Here is a 22,650-nt window from a genome sequence, read left to right on the forward strand (position 1 = left end):
TGTGAAGCGTTGTTTTACACTTGTAACTGATTTGCTTATGTAGTTACAACTAAAACTATATTAATTTTAGCCAAGATCAAAATAAATTTCTTCAATTTTAATAGTACAAAAACTTCTTTAACTATGATAAATAGTATAGTTATTCCTGTAATTTTTGGGTGTTTTTAGTATAGAAATTAAAACCTACTTGAGGTGAAGTATTAGCGAAAAAGAATTTTATGCATTACCAATTGTTGATGCTTGACGCGAAAGATGCTATTGAGAGGAGAACATTTTTAACAAGGGCAATTAGGGAATTCTTGAAAAACCTTTATTGGTTGTGTAGCTTTTTAAAAGTCACGAATATCTTCAGACATTTCGTTTTTCCAAAAATCTATTTTGTCTTTATACATTCTGGTTATCGGAAATCCGTCAGCTTCTTGTTTTGACGACCATGTTAAATGCACAACGGCAATGCTATCATTTTCTAGTTTTAAAATAATGTCTTTGTTCGTTGTTTTTTTTGCAATTAGCTTCACATTTTTATCATATAAAACATGGTTTTTTGGTAATTCAAGTTGAAGTTGAGTAAGTAGCGTTTGTTTGTGTTCTTCTTCTATTTCGGTAGCATTCCAATACGGTTCTATAAAATTTAGCTCAAAAATAGACGTGTTTAGTACATCTTCTAAATTTCCTTTTTTCAGTAAATCAATAATTGTTTTTTCAATACAATCTCTTGTCAATTCTTCCACAAAAATATCAGGTGGAATTTGATACAAACCATTTATATTGGTATTGTTTTGCTTATCATAATTAATGGCAGTTTGTAAAAATTGATATGTCCAAACATTAATTCCGTAAAACCTTCCGTCTAAAGTGTCAACGCCAACATTAGCAAAATTATTTTCTATGTTTTCCCAATTACAGGTCTCTTCAAATTCGAGCCATAATTTGAAAGAAACACCATTGCTTTTGACAATTTTATCTCTTAACGGATTGGGTTTAAAAGTTGCTTTTTTTTGGTTCATTAGAGTTATTTTTAAGACTTTCAGTAGTGTGACAAAAGTTTTTGGGGTTTAGTAACTTTTATGAGCTATAACGTGTAACGTTCAAAATTTACTATTGTTAATAATAAATAAGGCAACGTCTTCCTTACACTTCATACTTCAAGAATAATTTGGTTTTATCAGAGTCAAATATTAGCGTTTTAGTTAAATTTACGAGAATTCAATGAATATCGAAAGTAATTTAACACTAGACATAAAAAAAGCAGAAAATCTTGTTATTGATTTTCTGCTTTTACACAATTAATAAGATTAACTAACAATCTTAAATTTTGAATGTCATTACTGGTAATGTAGAATGATTTGCAATATCTTCCGAAATACTTCCTTCAAAAAAGTGTGCCAAACCTTTGCGCCCGTGCGTTGCTACCGCAATTAAATCTGCACTTTTTGTGCTTGCAAAATTCAGAATGCCTTCTTCAATAGAATAATCGCTTACATAATGCACATTTTCTATTGCATCGGTATGTCCGTCAGCAATCTTTAAAAAGTCTGCTACGCGTGTTTCCATTTCTACAGAACTTTTAAAACTTGCGCCAGGTAAGTTTACATATACTAAGTGTAATGTAGCGCCAAGTTTTGAAAATAAAGCACTTGCGTTTATATATGGTTTAATGGCTTCTTTGGAAAAATCGCAGGCAAGTACAACGTTTTCAAAGTCCATCAAAATTGGATTGTATTTTACAACCAACACAGGAATATCTGAATGGCGTACTACTTTTTCTGTGTTCGATCCAATAAATACTTCTTTTATACCACTTGAACCGTGCGAGCCCATCACAATTAAATCGGCATTGTGTTCTTTGGCAACATCATTCACTTCACCAAATACCTTAAAATGCTTTACAATAGGCGTTACTTTCACATCTTTTAAATACGGTTTGTCTAAGAAATCTGTAAATTTTTGTTCGGCTAATTTTAAAAAGAAAACGGCTTCTGCTTGTCTGTTGCCATCCGAATCAGAAATAAGCGCATTAGACAATTCTAACATATGCAAAGCCAATACTTCTGAATCGTATTTTTTTGCTAAAATAGCGGCGGCTTCTAATGCAAATTCTGAATGTTTGGAGAAATCTACGGGTACAATAATTTTTTTCATGTTTAGTTTTTTTAAATGGTCATTGAGAATAATTGCGTCGCTGGTTTTTTTCGTTGTAATAATACGTCAAAAGCCATGCAAATGTTACGTACAAAAGGTTTTCCTTTTTTGGTAATGTATAGTGTGTTATTGTTGATGTTTATTAACTCGTCAGCTTCAAACTCTTGGAGTTTCAAACGGATAGATGATAATTCGGGAATGGCTGTAATTTCGGCGTTTAAAGAAGTTTTAAAGTGGCACATTAAGTTTAAAATATGCTTTCTAATGATTAAATCTTCTTCCGTAAGGATATGACCTCTAAATACAGGAATAATATCTTTGCGTAACAATTCGTAATAGGTTTCAATATCTTTTACATTCTGAGCAAAACCATACCAACTATCACTAATGGAAGAAACGCCCAAACCAATCATGGCTTGTGTTTTGTTAGCTGTATAGCCCATAAAATTACGATGCAAACGCTTTTCAATCATAGATGTGTAAAGTGCATCCGTAGGCAACGCAAAATGATCCATGCCAATATCAACATATCCTGCTTCTTTCAATAAAGATTTGCCCAAATTGTACTGTGCTGTTTTTTCGTTAGCTGTTGGTAAATCTTCATCTTTAAAACCACGTTGTCCGTTTCCTTTTATCCAAGGCACATGCGCATAACTGTAAAAGGCAATGCTATCGGGCGCTAATTCTTTTGTTTTAGCAATGGTTTCCGTTACATGTTCTGTGGTTTGAAAAGGCAACCCAAAAATAATATCATGTCCAACAGACGTATACCCAATAGTTTTAGCGAGTTTGGTAACTTTTTGTACATTTTCAAAAGGTTGTATACGATGAATGGCTTTCTGAACCGTTTCATTATAATCTTGTACACCAAAACTCACACGTCTAAATCCTAAGTTGTATAAGGTTTGCAAATGCGTTTCGGTTGTGTTATTTGGATGTCCTTCAAAGCTAAACTCATACGTTTTAGCAAGTGTAGCTTTGGCAAGAATGCCTTCAATTAATTCTTGTAAATTTTCTGGTGAAAAAAAAGTGGGCGTTCCACCGCCAAGATGAAGTTCTTTAACCATTGGTTTGTCCTTCAAAACGTCACAGTATAACGCCCACTCACTCAAAACTGCTTTCATATATGGAGTTTCTACATCGTGCCTTTTTGTTATTCGCTTGTTACAACCGCAAAATGTACATAAGCTTTCGCAAAAAGGCAAATGAATGTAGATACTTATTCCTTCTGTGTCATTACTTTCTTGAAACGATTTTTGTAATGAAGTTTTCCATTCTTCCAACGAGAATGTATCTAAATTCCAATATGGAACAGTCGGATAGCTTGTATATCGCGGACCTGCCACATTGTATTTGTTCACTAAATTGCACATACCTGATAATTATACTTCAAAGGTAAATGTCAGTTTTTGGCTGTCATATGATATTTATCATGTTTGTAGAATTATGCTAAACTTTTAATAAAATTTTTAAGCGATTTTTGATGCTCAATAAGATTATTGTAGCTTGTTCAATATATATATTCACTAATACCAAAAGTAACTATGAAATATTTGCCAATTATTTTATGTATCGTTTTAATTAGCTGTAAAAGTGAATCAAAAACGGAAGTAAACAATGAAAATACTGTTGTTGAAATGTGGAATAATTATGTAAAATCAAATCCTGAATTTAAAAAAGACGAACAACCAGATTCATGGTATTTTCATATGAATAGAGAAGATGCAAATAGACTTGCAATATTGACTTTAGAAGGTAAAAAACAAGCTTCATCGGGTTTGTACACTTGGTATAAAGAAGCAAATGCTGACTTGCCAACAGTTGGCACCAAACATATCATCACAGATTTTGACGGGAAAGCAACAGCAATTATTGAAATTACAAAAGTAGATACCATTCCGTTCCATAAAATTACAAAAACACATGCTGAAAAAGATATGGGAACAACTATTGAACCACTTAAAAAGTGGAAAAAATCACATTGGGATTTTTTTGAAAGTGCCTTAAAAGAAAGTGGAGAAAAACCAACAGAAAATATGTTGGTTGTTTGTGAACAATTTAAAACAATTTGGCCTCAATGATAAGCAATATATTTTACGATATTGTTAAGCATTCCGTAATGTAAGGTAGTGTGTATATTATTGACTACTTTTACAAACACAATCTTAACTTTTATTCACTAAAGTTCCCGACGAATGTCTTTAATTACAAAAGAATATTACAACAGAGATGTATCATGGTTACGCTTCAATCATAGAGTTTTGCAAGAAGCCGCAGATTTACGAAATCCATTGTACGAACGCATTAAATTTTTAGCAATTTTTTCTTCTAATTTGGATGAGTTTTTCAAAGTACGTGTATCTGCTATTCGTCAAATAAAAAGATTAGATAAAAATTTACGTAAAAAACTCATTACAAAGCCTAATAAGTTATTGCGTAAGATAAAAAAAGAAGTTGATATACAACAAGAAGAGTTTGGGCGTATTTTTAAAAATCAAATCATTCCCGAACTTGAAAAAGAAGGAATTCTTTTAACCGATTGGACGCGTTTTACAACTGCACAGCAACAATTCGCGAAAGCATATTATCAAGAAAAATTACAACCACAATTGCCGTTGGAAAATCGTGATTCTTCAGAAGATATTTTTATTGAGAACGAAGAATTATACTTAGCATCTGTACATGAAGGAAATTTAGTAGTTTTCAAAATTCCATCAGATACCGCCCGATTTGTAGTACTTCCAATTGAAAATGACACACATCATATTACATTTATTGATGATGTTTTAAAATACAAGTTGTCCGAAATATATCCTGAAAATACATTTTATGCAGTGAAAGTTTCGCGTGATGCAGAATTATATATAAACAATGAATATTCTGGAAACTTATTAGAAAAAATAAAAGATTCTTTAAGCAATAGAGATACAGGTCAGGTAACACGTATGCTGATCGATCAAAAAGCACCTGAAGTGTTATTGAACGAACTTAAAAAAGAACTCAGCGTAAACGAAACAGATGTTGTTTTGGGCGGAACGTATCACAACTTTAAAGACTTTTTTGGTTTTCCGAATCCGACCGATAAAAAATTATCTTTACCCGAATTACCGCCAGTTCGAAACAAAGAATTATCTAAATATAAAAGTATATTCACGGCAATTACAGAGAAAGATCGTTTGTTGTACTTTCCATACGAATCGTTTGACCATGTTTCCGAATTGTTAGAAGAAGCCGCGGCAGATGAAGACGTAACAAAAATTAAAATTACCTTGTATCGCGTTGCCAAAGAATCTCGTTTGACAACAGCTTTGGTGAATGCCTGTAATAATGGTAAAAAAGTCACCGTTTTTGTAGAAACCAAAGCACGATTTGATGAGCAGAATAACATCAAATGGGGAAAAATATTAGAAGATCACGGCGCACGAGTAATTTACAGTTATCCAGGTATCAAAGTACATTCGAAAATATTATGTATTGAACGAATAGAAAACGAAACGCCTAAACTATACGGATATATTGGAACAGGAAATTTCAATCAAAAAACAGCAACATTGTACACCGATTTTTGCTTGATGACAGCAAACGAAAAAGTGACTTCTGAATTGATTCAAGTATTTCAAGTATTGGAACGTGAAATTATTATTCCGAAAAGTAAAAAGTTGCTTATTTCACCATTTACAACTCGGAGTACATTTTTGGAGTTGATTGACAACGAAATTGAACATGCAAAAGCAGGAAAAGAAGCGTATATCACTCTAAAACTCAACAGTCTTCAAGATCCACGTATGATTGATGCGTTGTATGAAGCAAACAATGCAGGTGTAAAAATTGATATGGTCATTCGTGGAATGTGTTCGTTAGTGCCTGGCATTGAAGGACAAAGTGAAAATATTACTATTAAAAGTGTGTTGGGACAATTTTTAGAACATGCACGTGTGTATATTTTTGGAAATGATGGAAAGGAAAAAATGTATATTGGTTCAGCCGATTGGATGACACGAAATTTAGAACATCGGATTGAAGTCATTACACCAATTTTAGACAAAGACATTCACCAACAACTTCGTACGTATGTACAATGGCAATTGGATGATTCGGTAAAAGCTAGAATTATTGATGCCAAGCAAAAAAACAAGTATGTACAGGAAGATTCAAAAGCTATTCATTCACAAGAAAAGGCGTATCAAGAACTTACGATTTTGAATCGTTAATTTGAAGATATGTAACATTCAATTGCGCAATTATACCAATAAAGTATAGAAAAAATGTGTAAATGGAAAGAATCGCTTTTGATGTAGTAACTCCAAAAAAAGGAGTTGTATTTGATATTTCAAAATCAGGAATACTAATGCTTGTAGGTTTTGTTGGACTTGGATTCTTACTTATTTTCGGAGCGATTTTCCATAAATTTCATGAAATCATTATACTTGATTATCTAGCAGTTAAATTGATATTCTTTGCTTGCTTAATTAGTATTCTAATAGGGAATTTCACCTCTTTTGGAGATTATGATGGAAATGATCTTGCTACTACTAGCGTTCTATTTTTTGATGAAAACGAAATTACTTTTGATTATACAGAAACGTTTCCGCTTTCAGAAATTGCCCATATTAAATTTAGAATTTTCGACTACAAAGGAGTTCGAAAAGCAAGAAGTGCTCTGCAAAGTCTTGGTGCAGATAATTACCTAGAATTTAAACATGAAGGTGAAAAACATAAGTTTCAATTTATCATTGAATCTGAACGACATATGCAGTTGCTCACGGAAAAATTGATTCCAATATTAAAAGAAAAAACGAAAGTTACATATTAATTTATACAAAATGATTTAATACTCAAATACGAAATTCGTGTATTTGTGGCTGAAATTCTGTAACAAGATGATTATTTAGTATTCAGTTGTATCATTGCCAAGTAAAAGTATAAATCTGTATTTTTGAAAAAAAAAGGTATGACCTCAACTTCGTTTCTACAATTCGTAACCAACTTAGGAAAGCAATCGTTACATGTATTAGATGCAAATATCTCTAAGTCAGACTATATTGCGTTGGATTTATCGGTAACAAATGAAAAGTTGAAAACGGTTGCTGTTTCTTCTTCTGAAAAGCTTGGAAATTACATTGATACTCATATTGCTGAAAACCATGCAAAAGTGGCGTTTGGCGGATATTTGGAAACGCGTGGTATTTATAATAGAAGTGAGTATTTTAACGATCAAAATCCAGCAACTGAACGCAATATTCACTTAGGTTTAGACTTGTGGATTGCCGCAGAAACACCCATTTATACACCGTTAGATGGTGAAGTACATAGTTTTCAAAATAACACCAATTTTGGTGATTATGGTCCAACAATCATTCTAAAACATACTATTGAAAACGTTGAATTTTATACGCTTTATGGACATGTAAGCTTGATTTCAATTTCAACTTTAACAGTCGGACAACAGTTTACAAAAGGTGCACAAATTGCAACATTAGGTGATGCAACTGTAAATGGAGATTATCCGCCGCATTTACATTTTCAAATCATAAAAGATATACAAGATTATAAAGGTGATTATCCAGGCGTATCTTCTCAAAACGATGTAGCATTCTATACACAAAATTGCCCTGATCCTAATTTGTTATTGCAGTTAAAATAGTCTACACTTCTTCAATTGTATTTCCTGCTTCGTCCAACCTTAGAAACGGATTAAAAGCAATTTCCCAAAGATTTTCATCCAGATCGGCAATATAACCACTGTAACCGCCCCAAAAAACATGTTCAGGTTGTTTTACAATTTTCACACCTTTATTGGCTAAATCGGTAATAATTTCGTCTACTTCTTCTTTAGTGTGTGTATTGTAAGCAAGTGTAAATGCTTTAAACCCTGAGCCTGTTGGATCAACAGTGGCATCTTCCGCAAGTTTGTCTTTTGGATATAGTGAAAGTAACACTCCATTTAACTGAAAAAAAGAGATATTTTCATTACTGGCATTGGTCAGTTTCCAGCCAAATTTTTCTTTGTAAAAAGCGGTAGAAATTTCGAGATTATTGACACCTAATCCGATGATGGTGACACGTGGTTGCATATTTTGTATTTTTTAGTAGGGTTAAAATGTTATAATTTCTACATCATCACCCTGATCACTTTCATAAATGGCTACATTTCCTAATGAATTGATTGAAGATAACCTGAATTTTTTTAATGTTTCTATGATAAACCAATAAAAGCAAAAATCATCCTCATCTAAAAACTCTTCCGAAACTTCTTCGTCTTGATATTTTGTAAAGGTTACAACACTATAGCTACAATCTTCTAAAATAGTATCTGTTTGTGGATCGTACCAAAGGCAAGAAACATAGCTATTGGTTGTATTAATGTATAACAGTAAATTTTGAAATGCTTCAGGAATTAAAGGAGCATTGATAAGTTGATTATTAATAATAGTTGCAAGCTCCTTATATACATCTTTTTCATCAAATGTCTCTGAATATTTTTCATAGAGAGGTGTTTCTAATGATGCAACTTTTGCTTTGAGTTCTTGTAATGAATTGAATTTCATAAAGGTTGATTAGTTAAAAAGGGTTGTTATATATACAACTCCATACATCCAACCAATATACAAAAATGTATAACCGAACGCATACATAACAGCCAATCCAATATCGCCTTCTGTATGTGAAGCTTTAGAAAAAACGAGTCGCATGGCTCTAAAAAAGATCCAATACAACATAGCTAAAATTAGTGCTATGGAAAACGAAAGTACGGTTTCTAAAACTATCAGTAGAAAGACTAATATGATTGAAACTACAATCCACATTACAATAGATACTATGACGCCACCAATACCATCGCCAATATCAAAAACGGATGTACCTTCAGGAGTAAAGCCTTCACTCAACTTTTTCTTAAACTCAAAACCTTTTAGTTTTGGAAAGTTGTCTTCAATTTCAATGCCTTTGTATAATCCGTAGCTTAGAAATAAAAACAATACAGTTGCTATAATTCCTAACGACATGTAAAAGTTAGCTGTGATACTTCTCTGCAAATTGATGCCTGTAAGATACACGATGAGCGCCGTTACCGTAATGACCAATAACGAAACAATAAAAACAGATTTTCCTCTAAGATATGTTTTGTTGGGTTTCATGAAAAATATAAAAGATTTTCAGTACAATATGATGTTAATCATCGAATCCTTGGTACTTAATGCCCATAATTTCTTCGTATATATGACGGCTATCCGTAAAAGGTTTCAGTTTTTCTAAAACCTCAATAAGTACTAGTTGCATTGTACACTGAAGACTTTCGTCTACATCGTCTAAATAATGCCAAACATACTGTTCTAAAACGGTTTTTCTAAGTTCTTCATCCATAATTCCAGCGGCTAGAAAAGCATTTTCTGCGTCGGCGCCTTCATGACTTGTCATAAATGTTTTTACTTGGACAAGCATCACTTTTTTCTTGTCGTTTACCAACTGTTGTCTGATATCATTTTCTAATTCGTGATTTGTTCTGTCTTCTTGCGTTGGTGAAGTTTCTTCCGTTTTTGGTTTTACCTTGGAAGCACTTGAAAATAATTTTTTAAAAAAACTCATACTGTGTTTTAGGAATTGAAGTTCATGAAGCTTCTAATTTAGTAAATACAAATTAAATGAGCGATTTTAATTTTATGATGTGGTTGTTTTTTCTTTTTTTGATAATATCTAGAAACTCAGTTACTTCAATACTTTCCTTTAAAATGTTTGATGAATTTTTCAGAAAGGAAGATAGGTAATTTCTTTGAAGTTGAAAATGTTGGGGTTGTGGTTTCCCGTAAAGAGGAGAGGTTTACTGACAATATGTGATCAAATACAAAAGGAAACGGCTTTGCGTACTTCGGCATATCAGTAGTGTTAACAAGTGGCAGATTGCTTCGCTATCGCTCACAATGACGTGAAAAATCATCATTTTACGAAATTCGCAATAAAATCATCAAATAAAACCATTTTATTACGAAATTCGCAATAAAAATGCTTCCGAAACCTTCTCGCATCAATGCGGCAAGCTTTCCGACGCGTTTGAAACGTTCTCGCAACGATGCAGGAAGCTTTCCAACACATTTGAAACGTCCCTGCAGTCATGCAACACACTTTCCAACGCGTTTTATTTCGTCTCGCAGACCTGCGAGAAGCTTTCAAACGGATTTTATTTTGTCATGCAACACAGCGTGATGCTTAATTTAATGTCAGCTCAATGTGAAAATACAGTAGTGTTCTTTTGTTTTGTGTTTATCACATTAAGGACAGCCGAGATGATATCAAACACAAAAAACTAGCTTTTTAAATACGTATTCCGTTGCAAACCAATTTCGATTTTCTTCCGAAACCAATTGGCAACATGTTCTGTGTTTTCAACGTCTACTTTAAAATCGTCAATAATGGTTGGATGAAATTTAGCAGTCGTTTTTGCCGCCCAACCAACACCTTGGCGTATTTCCTTGTCTTTGGTATTTGCCATAGTCAACAAGAGTTTAAAAACTGTAGACACATTCTTTTTATCCAATCCTTTTTTGATGGCATAATGACTTCCCGCGCCTAACGAACGAATGACCCAATTGATTGGATGTTTGGATAGTTTTTTTAATACAGGAATAGTCTTTTTTGGGTCGTGCAATAAAGAATATCCATAGACGCGTTCGCCAATAATATCGCATACATACCAAATATCTGCTTTAGAAATATACTCGGTCGCCTTCTCCATAGATTCTGAAAAATGTTCAGTCAATCTTTTTTGCAATAAAATCCCTAATATCACATTGCCGCCTTCTGTTTTTAGTGCATGCACACCATCACAAAGCGAAATGTGTTCTCGTTGTGGAATGCGTTCATACAATTGTGCAGCACAAAATTCTAACAATGGAAATTTCACCTTTTGCGAAAGAATGTGTACTTGTAATGTGCTAATGCATCCTGCCAAGTGATCAATTTGATACGCGGTAAAACATTTTTCAAGCAACACGTTAATATCAGATTTTCGAGTAATTGTTTTCAATGATGTATGCTATATTAGATAACTATTATTCCTTTGTTTGTGCTTTATTTTGACAGTATTCTGCTAGCTTTTTTGGAGCATCAATGTCGCCTAAATTTGCGGCGCGTGTAAAGTATTCACAAGCTTTTTGTACATTTTCTTTTTGTAAATAGATTTCACCCAAATAATAATAACTAGCACTATTGTTATAGTTTCCTGTAATAGATTTTTCAAAATCAATAATTGCAGGTTCGTACGCTTCATTTTTGTAGTAACTTAAACCACGCCAATAGTAAAGTTCGCATTCTTCAACTTCATAGCCTGTTTCATCTGAATCATCAAAAGCAGAAACTAGTTCAATTTTAATTCCTTCAGGTGTAGCCGAACAAGCAACTACATATTCAGATTGCAATGCTTTGGAATAGTATTTAATTCCTTCTTCGTAGTTTTCTATTTCATTATAGTTTGCCGCAAGGTTAAAAAGTGTAAGCGTATTATTGGGTTCTAATTGTAGCGCTTTTCTATAGTCAATTGTACTTTCTTTTATTTCCCCAAGCATAGATTTACAGTAACCTCTAAAAATAAGTGCATCTTTAAAATCAGGGTTTTTGGCAATAGCTTTGTCGAGTAACGCAATAGCACTTGGATAATCGTCTTTATCTTCATGATGTATAGCGCGATTGTAATAATCTTCTTCTGTTAGAAAACCACAAGAATTTAAGATTAAAAATAGAAGTAATACATAGAATGATGTTTGTTTCATAGGAAGAATGAAGATATATAGAAATTTATTCTCTCGGCAATACATACAAATAGACCGAAATAAAGTGACACATACTACCAATTAATACGAAAATATGAAAAATAGCATGATTGAAAGGTAATTTTCGAATGCTATATAAAACTGCGCCAATGGTATAAGCAATGCCACCAGCAAATAACCAAAATAAACCTTCGCTTGATAAATTTGCTAGCAATGGTTTAATGGCAAATACAATAATCCAACCCATAAATACATACATGGCGGTAGAAAGTTTGTCAAACTTGCCTGTAAAGAAAAGTTTTAGGGTAATTCCAACCGCCGCAAATGCCCAAACCGTTCCGAAAATAATCCAGCCAGTTGTGCCTTTTAAGGTAATAAGCGCAAAAGGTGTATACGTTCCGGCAATGAGTACATATATTGCCGCATGATCAAATACGCGCAATCGATTCCGCAAATTGGGTTTGGTTGCTTTGTGATACAACGTAGAAGCCAAATACAATATAATAATACTTACTCCGTAAATGGTAATACTTACCAAATGCATTGTTTCGCCATATTGGAAAGCACGTTGTACTAAAAATATTAATGCGATAAAGCCTAATAACACGCCCAAACCATGCGAAAGGATATTGAGTTTTTCTTCTAATGGTGAATAGTAAACGGCTTCTTTTTCTGGTTTCAAATGGTGTTTGTTTTTATAAATTGAAGATGGTTATTTTTAATGTTCGTGAAAGTATATGATATTGATACGTACTTGATTATAATACAAATTTCTTCCCATAATCGTTCACGATAAAATTCAAAACAACAATTTACGACAAATATACAGTACCTAAATTAGATAGCAAGTTCTAAAAAGTTGATCTGTGTATAATATAGATTCTTGTATTGTGTTAAAAAACTCACAAAACTTATAAATAAGATATGCTATTTTTTGTTTACCCCCTTTTTTTTAATTTCTTTATACTATCAATCTATTAAAAATGAACATTATGAGACAAAAAAACAGCACTTTAGGCACAATTCTTATGAAAGAATTAAGTAATGAAGAATTACTAGAAATCAAAGGAGGTTACAATCCATGGTTGGATAATGATGATACGAATGAAGATGATTAATCTCAAAAAATAAAAGCTATCTTTTAACAAGATAGCTTTTTTTATGTTAGTACAGTAATACGTATTGAAATTAAGAAATCACTCTTCATCGTGACTAGTATAAAATACGAAACTTAATCGTGTTCTCTATCTTTTTCAACGCCGCTGTTACTTTTTTGTTATACTCTTTATCTACATCCACAATTACATATCCTACTTTACTATCCGTAGATAAATATTGTCCTGTAATGTTGAGTTCATACTTTGCCAATACTTTGTTGACCTTCGCCATGATTCCTGGAACATTTTTGTGAATGTGCAAGAAACGGTGTGCATTGTTTTGTCGTGGTAAACGAATATTTGGAAAGTTGACCGCATCAACCGTATTTCCGGAGTTTACATATGCCATAATTTTATTCGGAACAAAATCAGCAATATCACGTTGTGCTTCTTCCGTACTTCCACCAACATGTGGCGTTAAAATTACGTTGTTCAATCCTTTAAGTGGTGTTTCAAAATCGCCGTTAGCTCTTGGCTCCTTTGGGTATACATCTACAGCCGCACCCGCAATTTTTTTACTTTCAATAGCTTCTTTAAGCGCTTCAATATTTACGACAAAACCTCTTGATAAGTTAACCAAAATAGCGCCGTCTTTCATTTGATCAAATTGTGCTTTTCCAAAGAAATCTCTGTTTGCGCTATTGTCATCAACATGTAATGAAACCACATCTGAAAGTGCCAATAACTCGTCTAAAGATTTACATTTTTGTGCGTTTCCAAGTGCCAAACGATCTTCAATATCGTAGTAATGAACCAGCATTCCCATCGCTTCCGCCAGCACTGATAATTGTTTTCCGATATTTCCATATCCAACAATTCCGAGTTTCTTTCCACGAACTTCGCGTGAGCCTTTTGCCGTTTTGTTCCATTGTCCGTTGTGCAATTCGGTACTTCTAGGAAATACACTTCGCATCAACATTATAATTTCTCCAATTGCCAATTCAACCACCGAACGTGTATTACTGTACGGCGCGTTAAAGACCGCAATTCCGTTTTCCTTACACGTTTCCAAATCAATTTGCTTGGTTCCGATACAGAAAGCACCAACGACTAATAATTTTTTAGCGGCGGCAATTACTTTGGGTGTTACTTGTGTTTTGGAACGAATTCCTAATACGTGAATGTCTTTTATTTTTTCGATTAAATCGTCTTCAGACAAACTATGCGATAATATTTCTACACTAAAACCATCATCAGCCAAACGATCAAACGCGTCTGAGTGAATGTTTTCTAGTAATAGTATTTTGATTCTATTTTTTGGGTAGGATATGTTTCTTGGTAAATCATTTACAAATAAAAACTCATCCAAATTTGGAGTTACATGATCAGCTTTTTTTACCGCTTTGTCACGTGCTACATTTTCCGTGAACGCAAAGAACTTGTCTGCAACGCCAGCTTCACGCATCACATAATCGCTGTAACCATCACCAATAACTTGAATTTCTCCATCAAGATTTATGTCTTTTAAACACTGAATTTTTCCATTATGTTGTGATAATACATTGTCAGCGTCAAATCCGATAATATGACCTTCATCATCAAAAGTAAATGTATTTGCATACACACGATCAGATGGAATGTTATAATCTTTCACGATTGGATCGATAAATTCTTTAAATCCACATGAAATTACATAAATGTCATCTGAAAAGTCTTCAAAAAACTCTTTATTGCTTTCAATTGAAGATGATACTTGTTGACGTAATTTCTGTATCAATTCATCCAAGTTTGACTTGTGCGCGTTTAATAATTTAATACGTTGCTCTAAGGATTCTGTAAAGGAAATTTCACCATCAATTCCGAGGTTGGTAATTTCTTGAATTTCTTTAATAATTTCGTCTTTCTTCGGATTATTAGCCAAGGTAATTTCGGCTAAAACATCGAGTGCTTCTACACTTGTAAGTGTACTATCGAAATCGAATACGTAATTTTTTTGAGCGATTTTCATGATCTGTTAAAATAAGCGGTAAAAATATTAAAATCATTTCACAGGAACGATGCTTTGTGCAATATTCAATTAACATTTCTAATAGTTTTGTTGATAAGAAGGTATTATGCTTTCAGATTGAAAGAAAACCTTTTATTTTAGTTCGTTTTTAGTTTTGTAGGATGTTGCCTTATATCAAAAATAGTTATGATAGATTGTGAATGCTATACAGCTTTTTAGAAAGCTAAAAAATCGTCAAGCTGAACTTAATTCGGTTTCTCGTCACAATTGAAAATAGTTTGATGAGATTCTGGATCGAGTCCAGAATGACGCTTCAAGAAGCTCAAAATATTCCCTTTCGGGCAAATCGAAAGGGAATGAGAGCACTCTAATTACTAAATTATGGTAGATTGACCAACTTTTATGTTTCCTGAGTTGATATGTAAAGCTCCTATGTCTGCGATAAATTCTTCAATAAAAGTTCCTACGTTTTCTGTAGAATAACCGCCATTTGCATTTAAATCCGGTGTGCAAATTTCTAAATCAATTGCACGTTCTACGGCATTTCTAACCGTTTCTGCTTCGTCTGCTAATCCAAAATGATCCAACAACATAGCCGCGGATAGGATGGAAGCAATTGGGTTGGCAATGCCTTTTCCTGTTGCTTGTGGATACGAACCATGAATAGGCTCAAATAATGCATATTTGTTACCAATAGAAGCCGAAGCCAATAATCCAATTGATCCGCCTATGACACTGGCTTCATCAGAAATGATATCACCAAACATGTTTTCGGTTAAAATCACATCAAACTGACTTGGATTGAGCACCATTTGCATGGCGGCGTTGTCTACAAATAAAAAATCTAATTCAACAGCTGGATAGTGTGAAGCCATTGCAGTAACTACTTTTCGCCACAAACGAGATGTTTCTAACACATTGGCTTTGTCAACCAGTGTTAGTTTATTGTTTCTGCCTTGTGCCGCTTTGAATGCTAAATGTGCTACACGTTCTATTTCTTCTTTTGAGTATTCGCATAAGTCGGAAGCACTTGTGCCGTCTTCACTGAGTGTTTTCTTTCCAAAGTAAATTCCGCCAGTTAATTCGCGATAAATAACAACATCCGTATTTCTTATAATTTCTTCTTTTAATGGAGATTTCTCCAATAAGGTGTCATATGCTTTTACAGGGCGAATGTTTGCATACAGTCCTAATGCTTTTCGCAACGCCAATAACCCTTGTTCGGGACGTACTTTTGCCGAAGGATTGTTGTCGTATTTCGGATCGCCAATAGCGCCAAATAATACCGCATCTGCATCCAAACACAAGTCTAATGTTTTTTCGGGTAATGGATTTCCTGTTTCGTCAATAGCAACAGCACCAACTAACGCATCTTCAAATGTGAAGTTGTGTTGATACTTTTCGGCTACAGCCGTTAATATTTTTATAGCTTGATGTGTAACTTCAGGTCCAATTCCATCACCTGAAAGTACTGCAATGTGTAAGTTCATAGTTAAAATATGTGTTGTTGTTCAAACGCTTCAATTTTGTCAAGATTACTGACTAAAAAGTCAATATCATCGTATCCTTTTAAGAGACACATTTTTTTGTACGGATCAATGTCGAATGTTGTGTTAAGATCATTCCCAACTGAAAGTGTTTGTGCTTCTAAATTGATTTCTATTTGCGTTGTTGGATCGTTTTGTATGGTTTGTAATAGTGTTTTTAAAAATGTTGGCGCTACCTGAATTGGCAACACATGATTGTTTAGGGCGTTTCCTTTGAAAATGTCTGCATAAAAGCTGGAAACAATTACGTTAAATCCAAAGTCTTTTAATGCCCAAGCGGCGTGTTCTCTACTGGAACCACAACCAAAATTATGTCCTGCAACTAAGATAGAACCTGCATATTTGTTTTGATTCAATACAAAATCAGGATTTGCATTTCCATCTTTTTGAAAACGCCAATCTCTGAATAAATTTTCACCGAAACCAGCGCGATTTGTTGCTTTTAAAAAACGTGCAGGAATAATTTGATCTGTATCTATATTTTCTACAGCTAACGGATATGCCGTAGATGTAAATGTGTTAAATGTGCTCATACGCTAAATTTTATGCTTCTTCCAAAACTGGAATGGTTACATCTACAATTTCTCCAGCAATTGCAGTTGCTGCCGCTACTAACGGACTTGCTAATAAGGTACGTGCGCCTTGTCCTTGTCTGCCTTCAAAGTTTCGGTTTGAAGTAGAAACGCAATATTCGCCATCAGGAATTTTATCGTCGTTCATGGCTAAACATGCCGAACATCCTGGTTGACGTAGTTTGAAACCTGCCGCTTCAAATACTTTGTCTAACCCTTCTTCTTGAATTTGTTTTACTACCAATTGCGAACCTGGCACGAGCCAAGCATTGATGTTTGATGCTTTTTGTTTTCCTTTTACATAGTTTGCGGCAACTCTAAAATCTTCAATTCGTGAGTTGGTACAACTTCCAATAAAGACATAGTTTACTTTTTGTCCAACTAAAGATGCACCTTTTTGGAAATTCATGTAGTGTAATGATTTCTCCAAATTGATATCTTTTGCTTCAGGAATGTTGTCTGTTAATTTCATTCCCATACCTGGATTGGTTCCGAACGTAATCATTGGTGTAATGTCGGAAGCATCAAATGTATATTCTGTGTCAAATTCTGCGGAAGCATCTGTTTTCAATGTTTTCCAATAGGCAACTTTCGCATCAAAATCTGCACCTTTTGGCGCAAACTTTTTATCTTTTACATAGTTGAATGTTGTTTCGTCTGGTGCAATCATTCCGCCACGTGCGCCCATTTCAATACTCATGTTACAAACCGTCATGCGTCCTTCCATGGACATGTTTTCAAATACATCACCAGCAAATTCTATAAAATGCTCAGTTCCGCTATCGGTTCCAAGTTTTGAAATGATATAGAGAATTACATCTTTTGGCAATACATTTTCATGTAAATTACCATTGACAGTAACTCGCATCTTTTTTGGTTTTTTTAGTAATAGTGATTGACTTGCAAATACTTGTGCTACTTGACTTGTTCCGATTCCGAAAGCAATTGCGCCAAAAGCTCCATGTGTTGAGGTATGACTGTCGCCACAAACCATGGTCATGCCAGGTTGCGTGATTCCTAATTCGGGCGCCATTACGTGCACAATTCCGTTGTATTTATGACCTAATGCATATAATTCAATTCCGTGTTCATCACAGTTTTGTTGTAGTTGTTGTAATTGGTTTCGTGATAATTCGTCTTTTACAGGCAAATGTTGATTTACCGTTGGTGTGTTATGATCGGCAGTTGCCACAATTTGTTTTGGTCTGAAAACAGGAATATTTCTACTTTTCAATTCATTGAACGCTTGCGGACTCGTTACTTCATGAATTAAATGTTTATCTATGTATAAGATTTGTGGACCATTTGGAATGCTGTCTACCACATGTGTATCCCAAACTTTGTCGAATAGTGTTTTTTTCATAATCTAAGCATACATCCTTTTAGCAACCAAATTCATTTTTATGATCTGATGAATATCGGTATCTGTGACTTCTTTGTTTTTGTCGGCAAAATTTAAAAAGTCAATATATATTTTGTCTAATTCTATCTTCGTTAAATCGTAGCCTACATTTTTTGCTCTGTACGCCAATGCAGCTCTTCCGCTACGCGCTGTTAATACAATAGAAGAAGTTGCAGCGCCAACATCTTTTGGATTCATAATTTCGTAGGTTTCTCTATTTTTGATCACACCATCTTGATGAATTCCAGAACTGTGTGCAAATGCATTTGCACCAACAATTGCTTTGTTTGGCTGTACAGGCATTCCCATTGTGTCAGAAACCAATTGACTTATACTTGTCAACATTTTGGAGTTGATGTTTGTGTTTAATTCTAAACTAGGATGTTGTTTTAAAATCATGGTTACTTCTTCCAAAGATGTGTTTCCTGCACGTTCGCCAATTCCGTTGATGGTACATTCTATTTGTCGTGCACCATTTAAAACGCCCGCAATTGAATTTGCAGTTGCCAATCCTAAATCGTTATGGCAATGACAAGATAGAATTGCGTTGTCAATTCCAGTAACATTTTCTTTTAAATATTTTATTTTTGCGCCGTATTCGTCAGGCAAACAGTATCCTGTCGTATCAGGAATGTTTAAAACTGTTGCGCCAGCTTTGATGACAGCTTCGCATACGCTGGCTAAGAATTCGTTGTCACTTCGTCCAGCATCTTCTGCGTAAAATTCTACATCTTCCACAAAAGATTTTGCGTATCTTACGGCGGCGGCGGCACGTTCTATAATTTGCTCAGGTGTTGCTTTGAATTTGTATTTCATGTGCGATTCGGAAGTTCCGATACCTGTGTGAATTCGCGGTCTTTTTGCGTATGTTAGTGCTTCTGCTGCAACTTTGATATCGTTTTCAACGGCTCTAGTGAGTCCGCAAACAGTAGCGTTTTTTACCAGTTTGGCAATTTCTTGAACCGATTGGAAATCTCCAGGACTCGATACAGGAAATCCAGCTTCAATAACATCAACACCTAAAGTGTCTAGTTGGCCAGCAATTAGCAGCTTTTCAGCAGTGTTTAGCTTACAGCCTGGAACCTGTTCGCCATCTCTTAATGTGGTATCAAAAATATGGACTCGATTTGAACTCATGTACTAAAATTTTTAGCGTTTATTTCTTTTTATCCATACGAATGTATACTTTGTGTTTCCGAAAGTGCATGATCTATTGTTCGATTTTACACTAGCTAAAACCCTAAAAAAGTAATTTAAAATATTGGTTTTCAGTATTTTAAAAATAAATTTTTACAATGTCAAACCAACAAAAGGAATCATTATTTATTTTGATTAAATCGTTGTCGAAATCTGAGAAACGACAATTTAAACTCTATGTTGGTCGATTTGAAGGAAATACAAACGCAAAGTTTTTAGCATTGTTTACTTTTTTAGATAAGAGCAATGTATACGATGAGCAAGCTATTTTGAAGAAGAAAATTGTTACAAAACAGCAATTATCAAATTTAAAAGCAAATTTGTATAAACAGATTTTAAGAAGTCTTCGCCTAAATCCTGCACAACATAATATTCGTATTACCATTAGAGAACAACTCGATTATGCTACTATTTTGTATAATAAAGGCTTGTATTCGCAAAGTTTAAAGTTGTTGGATAAAGCCAAAGTGCTGGCGTTAGAACACGAAGAGAAGAATATTGCATACGAAATTGTGGAACTCGAAAAAATTATAGAAACCCAATATATTACCAGAAGTATTTCCACACGAGCAGATGAATTGTCTGAACAAGCAAAACAATTGAGTATTCAAAATGTATTGACAAGCAAACTTTCGAATTTATCGCTTCAGTTGTACGGTATTTTATTGAAAGTTGGATATGTAAAGAATGAAAAAGATCATGAAGAAGTAACCACCTATTTTCACAATAGATTGCCAAAGTTAGATTTGAATGAACTCGGATTTAGAGAACGATTATGGTTGTATAAAGCATATTTATGGCATAGTTTTTTGACGCAAGATTTTTTGTCAAGTTATCGGTACGCCAATAAATGGGTGGATTTGTTTAAGGCATATCCAAAGATGATTGAAATAAACCCTGTGTTTTATTTGAAAGGAAATCATTATTTGTTGGAATCGTTGTTTTATATACGACATGAAGTAAAGTTTAAAGAAGTGTTGCTACAATTGGAACACGATATTGAAAACGATGTCATTCCGCAGAATGATAATACGAGCGTGTTGAGCTTTTTGTATGTGTACATGAATAAACTTAATTACCACTTTTTGACAGGAACGTTTAGTGAAGGTTTGTATTTAGTAGAAGAAGTGAATAAACGCATTGCCACTTTTGAGAATCGAATTGATCAACATCACGTGATGATTTTTTATTATAAAATTGCTTCGTTGTATTTTGGAACAGGCGATAATAAGAATTGTATTTTGTATTTACAGAAAATCATTACTGATAAATCATTGAAAGTACGTGAAGATTTGTTGTGCTTTTCTCGAATTTTGAATTTGGTTGCGCATTATGAATTAGGCTTGGATTACCATTTGGAAACACAACTAAAAAGCACATATAAGTATTTGTTGAAAATGGACGATTTGCACGAAGTTCAGAAGGAAATGATCAAGTTTTTGAAAAGTTTAGGCGATATTTATCCACATCAAATTAAGAATGCTTTTAAAGAATTACACGCTAAGTTGAAACCTTTTGAAGATGATCCGTACGAGCGAAGAGCTTTTTTGTATTTAGATGTGTTGTCGTGGTTGGAAAGTAATATTGAGAATAAACCCGTTGCCGAGATTATTCAAGCGAAAGCGAAGAAATTGATACGATAGATTCGTATCCGTTCTTTTAATGTATCCGTTCAGCGATTAGCTGTAATAAAAAAGTTTCTCGTTCAACAGACATTCCTTTTTTATCATTTGTAGCCATTGTCTTTTTATTGTGTTTTATGGCTTCATGAATGTTAATCCATAGCGCTTTCATGCCGTTCTTTTTTTCATAAGACTCCAGATTTGATTTGCCCAATTCTTTATTAATATCGCATGTGTAGCAATACGAAATCATATGCTGAACGTCATAATCGGGCTTGTACCATGGTCTGTATTCTTCATAAATACCAAAGGGTTTAATGTTTCTAATAGCTGTGGCTCCAGTTTCTTCACTAAGCTCGCGCATCATTCCTTTGATTTTATCTTCGCCCGAATTTAGGCCTCCACCAGGAAGACTATAATCTTCATATCGTTCTGTGTACATTAGTAAAATACAATCATCTTGAATAGCTATACTTCTTGTGGCTAACCTTGTGAAAATAGATTTATTTTCTAGCGTTTTTATTTCAGGATGATAATGAGTTTTTAAATTTTGCATTTTGATGAAGTGTACTAAAAGTTCTTAGTGTGAAAGATGCCGAACTAAATTCAGCACATAAAAAAGACGATTGAAAACTCAATCGCCTTTTTGTAAGCCTAAACTATTATTTTTTTATTCTGCTGGACTTGCCGTTGCAGGTTGTACTGTAATTGCTTGCACATCTCTGTCAAACAAATACAAACCACCTTTGTCGTCTCCGATTAAGTTGATTTTGTCTAAAATTGTTCGCGCTAACGCTTCTTCTTCAATTTGTTCAGCTACATACCATTGTAAAAAGTTGTGCGTTGCATAATCTTGTTCTTGCAAACTGATATGAACCAAATCGTTGATACTTTTTGACACTTTTACTTCGTGATCAAATAGTTGTTGAAACATTTCTTTAAGCGAACCGTATTCTAATGGTGGCTTTGATAATTCTGAAATCGTAGCATGTCCGCCGCGTTCGTTTATATATTTTACAAATTTTAACATGTGTTGGCGTTCTTCATCGGAATGCATATACATAAATGAAGCTACACCTTCAAAACCTTGAACTTCAGCAAAACTTGCCATGGCCAAATATACTTGTGAAGATTCTGATTCTATTCTGATTTGTGCATTTAATGCACTTTCCATATTTTTTGATAACATAACTCTTTTCTTTTTTTGCGGTTATGTAAAAATACGTATAAACCGTGAGCTTTGCTTGCTTGCGGTATAATTTTAATTTATTCTAACTAAAGGGAAAGTGATTGTGTGAGTTT

The 22,650-nt window shown here is 33.9% G+C and carries 23 protein-coding genes; 6 read left to right on the top strand and 17 right to left on the bottom strand.

The window, feature by feature from the left end; genetic code table 11:
• Positions 1-329: 329 nt before the first annotated feature.
• The 3 genes from ACQ654_RS16030 to hemN all read right to left on the bottom strand — a co-directional run bounded on the left by ACQ654_RS16030 (position 330) and on the right by hemN (position 3,515).
• Positions 330-1,007, bottom strand: a complete 678-nt coding sequence (locus ACQ654_RS16030) for a hypothetical protein (protein ID WP_430411355.1) — start codon at positions 1,005-1,007, stop codon at positions 330-332.
• A 301-nt stretch (positions 1,008-1,308) separates the two neighbouring features.
• The gene (locus ACQ654_RS16035) at positions 1,309-2,142 is read right to left on the bottom strand and encodes a universal stress protein (RefSeq protein ID WP_430411356.1); all 834 of its coding nucleotides are present in this window, start codon (positions 2,140-2,142) and stop codon (positions 1,309-1,311) included.
• Between the two features lie 11 nt (positions 2,143-2,153).
• The gene (gene hemN / locus ACQ654_RS16040; RefSeq protein WP_430411357.1) at positions 2,154-3,515 is read right to left on the bottom strand and encodes an oxygen-independent coproporphyrinogen III oxidase; all 1,362 of its coding nucleotides are present in this window, start codon (positions 3,513-3,515) and stop codon (positions 2,154-2,156) included.
• A 171-nt stretch (positions 3,516-3,686) separates the two neighbouring features.
• On the opposite strand from hemN, the gene ACQ654_RS16045 reads away from it, so the two are divergent.
• The 4 genes from ACQ654_RS16045 (at position 3,687) to ACQ654_RS16060 (ending at position 7,786) form a co-directional block, all read left to right on the top strand.
• Positions 3,687-4,223, top strand: a complete 537-nt coding sequence (locus ACQ654_RS16045; protein ID WP_430411358.1) for an ASCH domain-containing protein — start codon at positions 3,687-3,689, stop codon at positions 4,221-4,223.
• A gap of 114 nt (positions 4,224-4,337) precedes the next feature.
• Positions 4,338-6,353 carry a polyphosphate kinase 1 gene (gene ppk1 / locus ACQ654_RS16050; protein WP_430411359.1) on the top strand — a complete coding sequence of 672 codons (2,016 nt, stop codon included), beginning with the start codon at positions 4,338-4,340 and terminating at the stop codon, positions 6,351-6,353.
• 62 nt (positions 6,354-6,415) lie between these two features.
• Positions 6,416-6,955 (top strand): hypothetical protein, encoded by a 540-nt coding sequence (locus ACQ654_RS16055; protein ID WP_430411360.1) that lies wholly within the window; start codon positions 6,416-6,418, stop codon positions 6,953-6,955.
• A 138-nt stretch (positions 6,956-7,093) separates the two neighbouring features.
• Entirely contained in the window at positions 7,094-7,786 is a 693-nt protein-coding gene (locus ACQ654_RS16060) for a peptidoglycan DD-metalloendopeptidase family protein (protein WP_430413033.1), read from the top strand.
• Position 7,787: 1 nt separating this feature from the next.
• Here the strand turns inward: ACQ654_RS16060 and ACQ654_RS16065 are convergent, their stop codons facing one another.
• The 7 genes from ACQ654_RS16065 to trhA form a co-directional block, all read right to left on the bottom strand.
• Positions 7,788-8,216 carry a VOC family protein gene (locus tag ACQ654_RS16065; RefSeq protein ID WP_430411361.1) on the bottom strand — a complete coding sequence of 143 codons (429 nt, stop codon included), beginning with the start codon at positions 8,214-8,216 and terminating at the stop codon, positions 7,788-7,790.
• A 21-nt stretch (positions 8,217-8,237) separates the two neighbouring features.
• The gene (locus ACQ654_RS16070; RefSeq protein ID WP_430411362.1) at positions 8,238-8,690 is read right to left on the bottom strand and encodes a hypothetical protein; all 453 of its coding nucleotides are present in this window, start codon (positions 8,688-8,690) and stop codon (positions 8,238-8,240) included.
• A 9-nt stretch (positions 8,691-8,699) separates the two neighbouring features.
• A complete protein-coding gene (locus tag ACQ654_RS16075) occupies positions 8,700-9,278 on the bottom strand; it encodes a hypothetical protein (RefSeq protein WP_430411363.1) in 579 nt (192 codons plus the stop codon).
• A 34-nt stretch (positions 9,279-9,312) separates the two neighbouring features.
• Positions 9,313-9,726, bottom strand: a complete 414-nt coding sequence (locus tag ACQ654_RS16080) for a hypothetical protein (RefSeq protein ID WP_430411364.1) — start codon at positions 9,724-9,726, stop codon at positions 9,313-9,315.
• Positions 9,727-10,441: 715 nt separating this feature from the next.
• Complete coding sequence (locus tag ACQ654_RS16085; RefSeq protein WP_430411365.1) at positions 10,442-11,161, bottom strand: DNA alkylation repair protein; 720 nt, start codon at positions 11,159-11,161, stop codon at positions 10,442-10,444.
• Between the two features lie 25 nt (positions 11,162-11,186).
• Entirely contained in the window at positions 11,187-11,903 is a 717-nt protein-coding gene (locus tag ACQ654_RS16090; RefSeq protein WP_430411366.1) for a tetratricopeptide repeat protein, read from the bottom strand.
• Between the two features lie 25 nt (positions 11,904-11,928).
• Positions 11,929-12,585 (bottom strand): PAQR family membrane homeostasis protein TrhA, encoded by a 657-nt coding sequence (gene trhA / locus ACQ654_RS16095; protein WP_430411367.1) that lies wholly within the window; start codon positions 12,583-12,585, stop codon positions 11,929-11,931.
• A 310-nt stretch (positions 12,586-12,895) separates the two neighbouring features.
• Here trhA and ACQ654_RS16100 point away from each other — a divergent pair, with 310 nt between their 5' ends.
• On the top strand, positions 12,896-13,021 hold the full coding sequence (locus ACQ654_RS16100; protein ID WP_430411368.1) for a hypothetical protein: 126 nt from the start codon (positions 12,896-12,898) through the stop codon (positions 13,019-13,021).
• Positions 13,022-13,115: 94 nt separating this feature from the next.
• Here the strand turns inward: ACQ654_RS16100 and serA are convergent, their stop codons facing one another.
• The 5 genes from serA to ACQ654_RS16125 all read right to left on the bottom strand — a co-directional run bounded on the left by serA (position 13,116) and on the right by ACQ654_RS16125 (position 19,666).
• Positions 13,116-15,008 (bottom strand): phosphoglycerate dehydrogenase, encoded by a 1,893-nt coding sequence (gene serA, locus ACQ654_RS16105; protein ID WP_430411369.1) that lies wholly within the window; start codon positions 15,006-15,008, stop codon positions 13,116-13,118.
• A 374-nt stretch (positions 15,009-15,382) separates the two neighbouring features.
• Entirely contained in the window at positions 15,383-16,498 is a 1,116-nt protein-coding gene (gene leuB / locus ACQ654_RS16110; RefSeq protein ID WP_430411370.1) for a 3-isopropylmalate dehydrogenase, read from the bottom strand.
• Between the two features lie 2 nt (positions 16,499-16,500).
• Positions 16,501-17,088, bottom strand: coding sequence for a 3-isopropylmalate dehydratase small subunit (gene leuD, locus ACQ654_RS16115; RefSeq protein WP_430411371.1), 588 nt, complete (start codon positions 17,086-17,088; stop codon positions 16,501-16,503).
• A gap of 10 nt (positions 17,089-17,098) precedes the next feature.
• Positions 17,099-18,490, bottom strand: coding sequence for a 3-isopropylmalate dehydratase large subunit (gene leuC / locus ACQ654_RS16120; RefSeq protein WP_430411372.1), 1,392 nt, complete (start codon positions 18,488-18,490; stop codon positions 17,099-17,101).
• Positions 18,491-18,493: 3 nt separating this feature from the next.
• Complete coding sequence (locus ACQ654_RS16125; protein WP_430411373.1) at positions 18,494-19,666, bottom strand: 2-isopropylmalate synthase; 1,173 nt, start codon at positions 19,664-19,666, stop codon at positions 18,494-18,496.
• Between the two features lie 158 nt (positions 19,667-19,824).
• Here ACQ654_RS16125 and ACQ654_RS16130 point away from each other — a divergent pair, with 158 nt between their 5' ends.
• Entirely contained in the window at positions 19,825-21,369 is a 1,545-nt protein-coding gene (locus tag ACQ654_RS16130) for a hypothetical protein (protein ID WP_430411374.1), read from the top strand.
• 16 nt (positions 21,370-21,385) lie between these two features.
• Here ACQ654_RS16130 and ACQ654_RS16135 read toward each other — a convergent pair whose 3' ends face one another.
• The gene (locus ACQ654_RS16135) at positions 21,386-21,790 is read right to left on the bottom strand and encodes an NUDIX domain-containing protein (protein WP_430411375.1); all 405 of its coding nucleotides are present in this window, start codon (positions 21,788-21,790) and stop codon (positions 21,386-21,388) included.
• Between the two features lie 228 nt (positions 21,791-22,018).
• Complete coding sequence (locus ACQ654_RS16140; protein ID WP_430411376.1) at positions 22,019-22,537, bottom strand: ferritin; 519 nt, start codon at positions 22,535-22,537, stop codon at positions 22,019-22,021.
• Positions 22,538-22,650 lie beyond the last annotated feature (113 nt).

Source organism: Kordia sp., from assembly GCF_965283645.1.
Taxonomy (GTDB): domain Bacteria; phylum Bacteroidota; class Bacteroidia; order Flavobacteriales; family Flavobacteriaceae; genus Kordia.

Bases quoted from the DNA above. Each gene is read 5' to 3' on its own strand.
- ACQ654_RS16030 (WP_430411355.1), bottom strand. From the start codon at position 1,007: ATGAACCAAAAAAAAGCAACTTTTAAACCCAATCCGTTAAGAGATAAA.
- ACQ654_RS16035 (WP_430411356.1), bottom strand. From the start codon at position 2,142: ATGAAAAAAATTATTGTACCCGTAGATTTCTCCAAACATTCAGAATTT.
- hemN (WP_430411357.1), bottom strand. From the start codon at position 3,515: ATGTGCAATTTAGTGAACAAATACAATGTGGCAGGTCCGCGATATACA.
- ACQ654_RS16045 (WP_430411358.1), top strand. From the start codon at position 3,687: ATGAAATATTTGCCAATTATTTTATGTATCGTTTTAATTAGCTGTAAA.
- ppk1 (WP_430411359.1), top strand. From the start codon at position 4,338: ATGTCTTTAATTACAAAAGAATATTACAACAGAGATGTATCATGGTTA.
- ACQ654_RS16055 (WP_430411360.1), top strand. From the start codon at position 6,416: ATGGAAAGAATCGCTTTTGATGTAGTAACTCCAAAAAAAGGAGTTGTA.
- ACQ654_RS16060 (WP_430413033.1), top strand. From the start codon at position 7,094: ATGACCTCAACTTCGTTTCTACAATTCGTAACCAACTTAGGAAAGCAA.
- ACQ654_RS16065 (WP_430411361.1), bottom strand. From the start codon at position 8,216: ATGCAACCACGTGTCACCATCATCGGATTAGGTGTCAATAATCTCGAA.
- ACQ654_RS16070 (WP_430411362.1), bottom strand. From the start codon at position 8,690: ATGAAATTCAATTCATTACAAGAACTCAAAGCAAAAGTTGCATCATTA.
- ACQ654_RS16075 (WP_430411363.1), bottom strand. From the start codon at position 9,278: ATGAAACCCAACAAAACATATCTTAGAGGAAAATCTGTTTTTATTGTT.
- ACQ654_RS16080 (WP_430411364.1), bottom strand. From the start codon at position 9,726: ATGAGTTTTTTTAAAAAATTATTTTCAAGTGCTTCCAAGGTAAAACCA.
- ACQ654_RS16090 (WP_430411366.1), bottom strand. From the start codon at position 11,903: ATGAAACAAACATCATTCTATGTATTACTTCTATTTTTAATCTTAAAT.
- ACQ654_RS16100 (WP_430411368.1), top strand. From the start codon at position 12,896: ATGAGACAAAAAAACAGCACTTTAGGCACAATTCTTATGAAAGAATTA.
- serA (WP_430411369.1), bottom strand. From the start codon at position 15,008: ATGAAAATCGCTCAAAAAAATTACGTATTCGATTTCGATAGTACACTT.
- leuB (WP_430411370.1), bottom strand. From the start codon at position 16,498: ATGAACTTACACATTGCAGTACTTTCAGGTGATGGAATTGGACCTGAA.
- leuD (WP_430411371.1), bottom strand. From the start codon at position 17,088: ATGAGCACATTTAACACATTTACATCTACGGCATATCCGTTAGCTGTA.
- leuC (WP_430411372.1), bottom strand. From the start codon at position 18,490: ATGAAAAAAACACTATTCGACAAAGTTTGGGATACACATGTGGTAGAC.
- ACQ654_RS16125 (WP_430411373.1), bottom strand. From the start codon at position 19,666: ATGAGTTCAAATCGAGTCCATATTTTTGATACCACATTAAGAGATGGC.
- ACQ654_RS16130 (WP_430411374.1), top strand. From the start codon at position 19,825: ATGTCAAACCAACAAAAGGAATCATTATTTATTTTGATTAAATCGTTG.
- ACQ654_RS16135 (WP_430411375.1), bottom strand. From the start codon at position 21,790: ATGTACACAGAACGATATGAAGATTATAGTCTTCCTGGTGGAGGCCTA.
- ACQ654_RS16140 (WP_430411376.1), bottom strand. From the start codon at position 22,537: ATGTTATCAAAAAATATGGAAAGTGCATTAAATGCACAAATCAGAATA.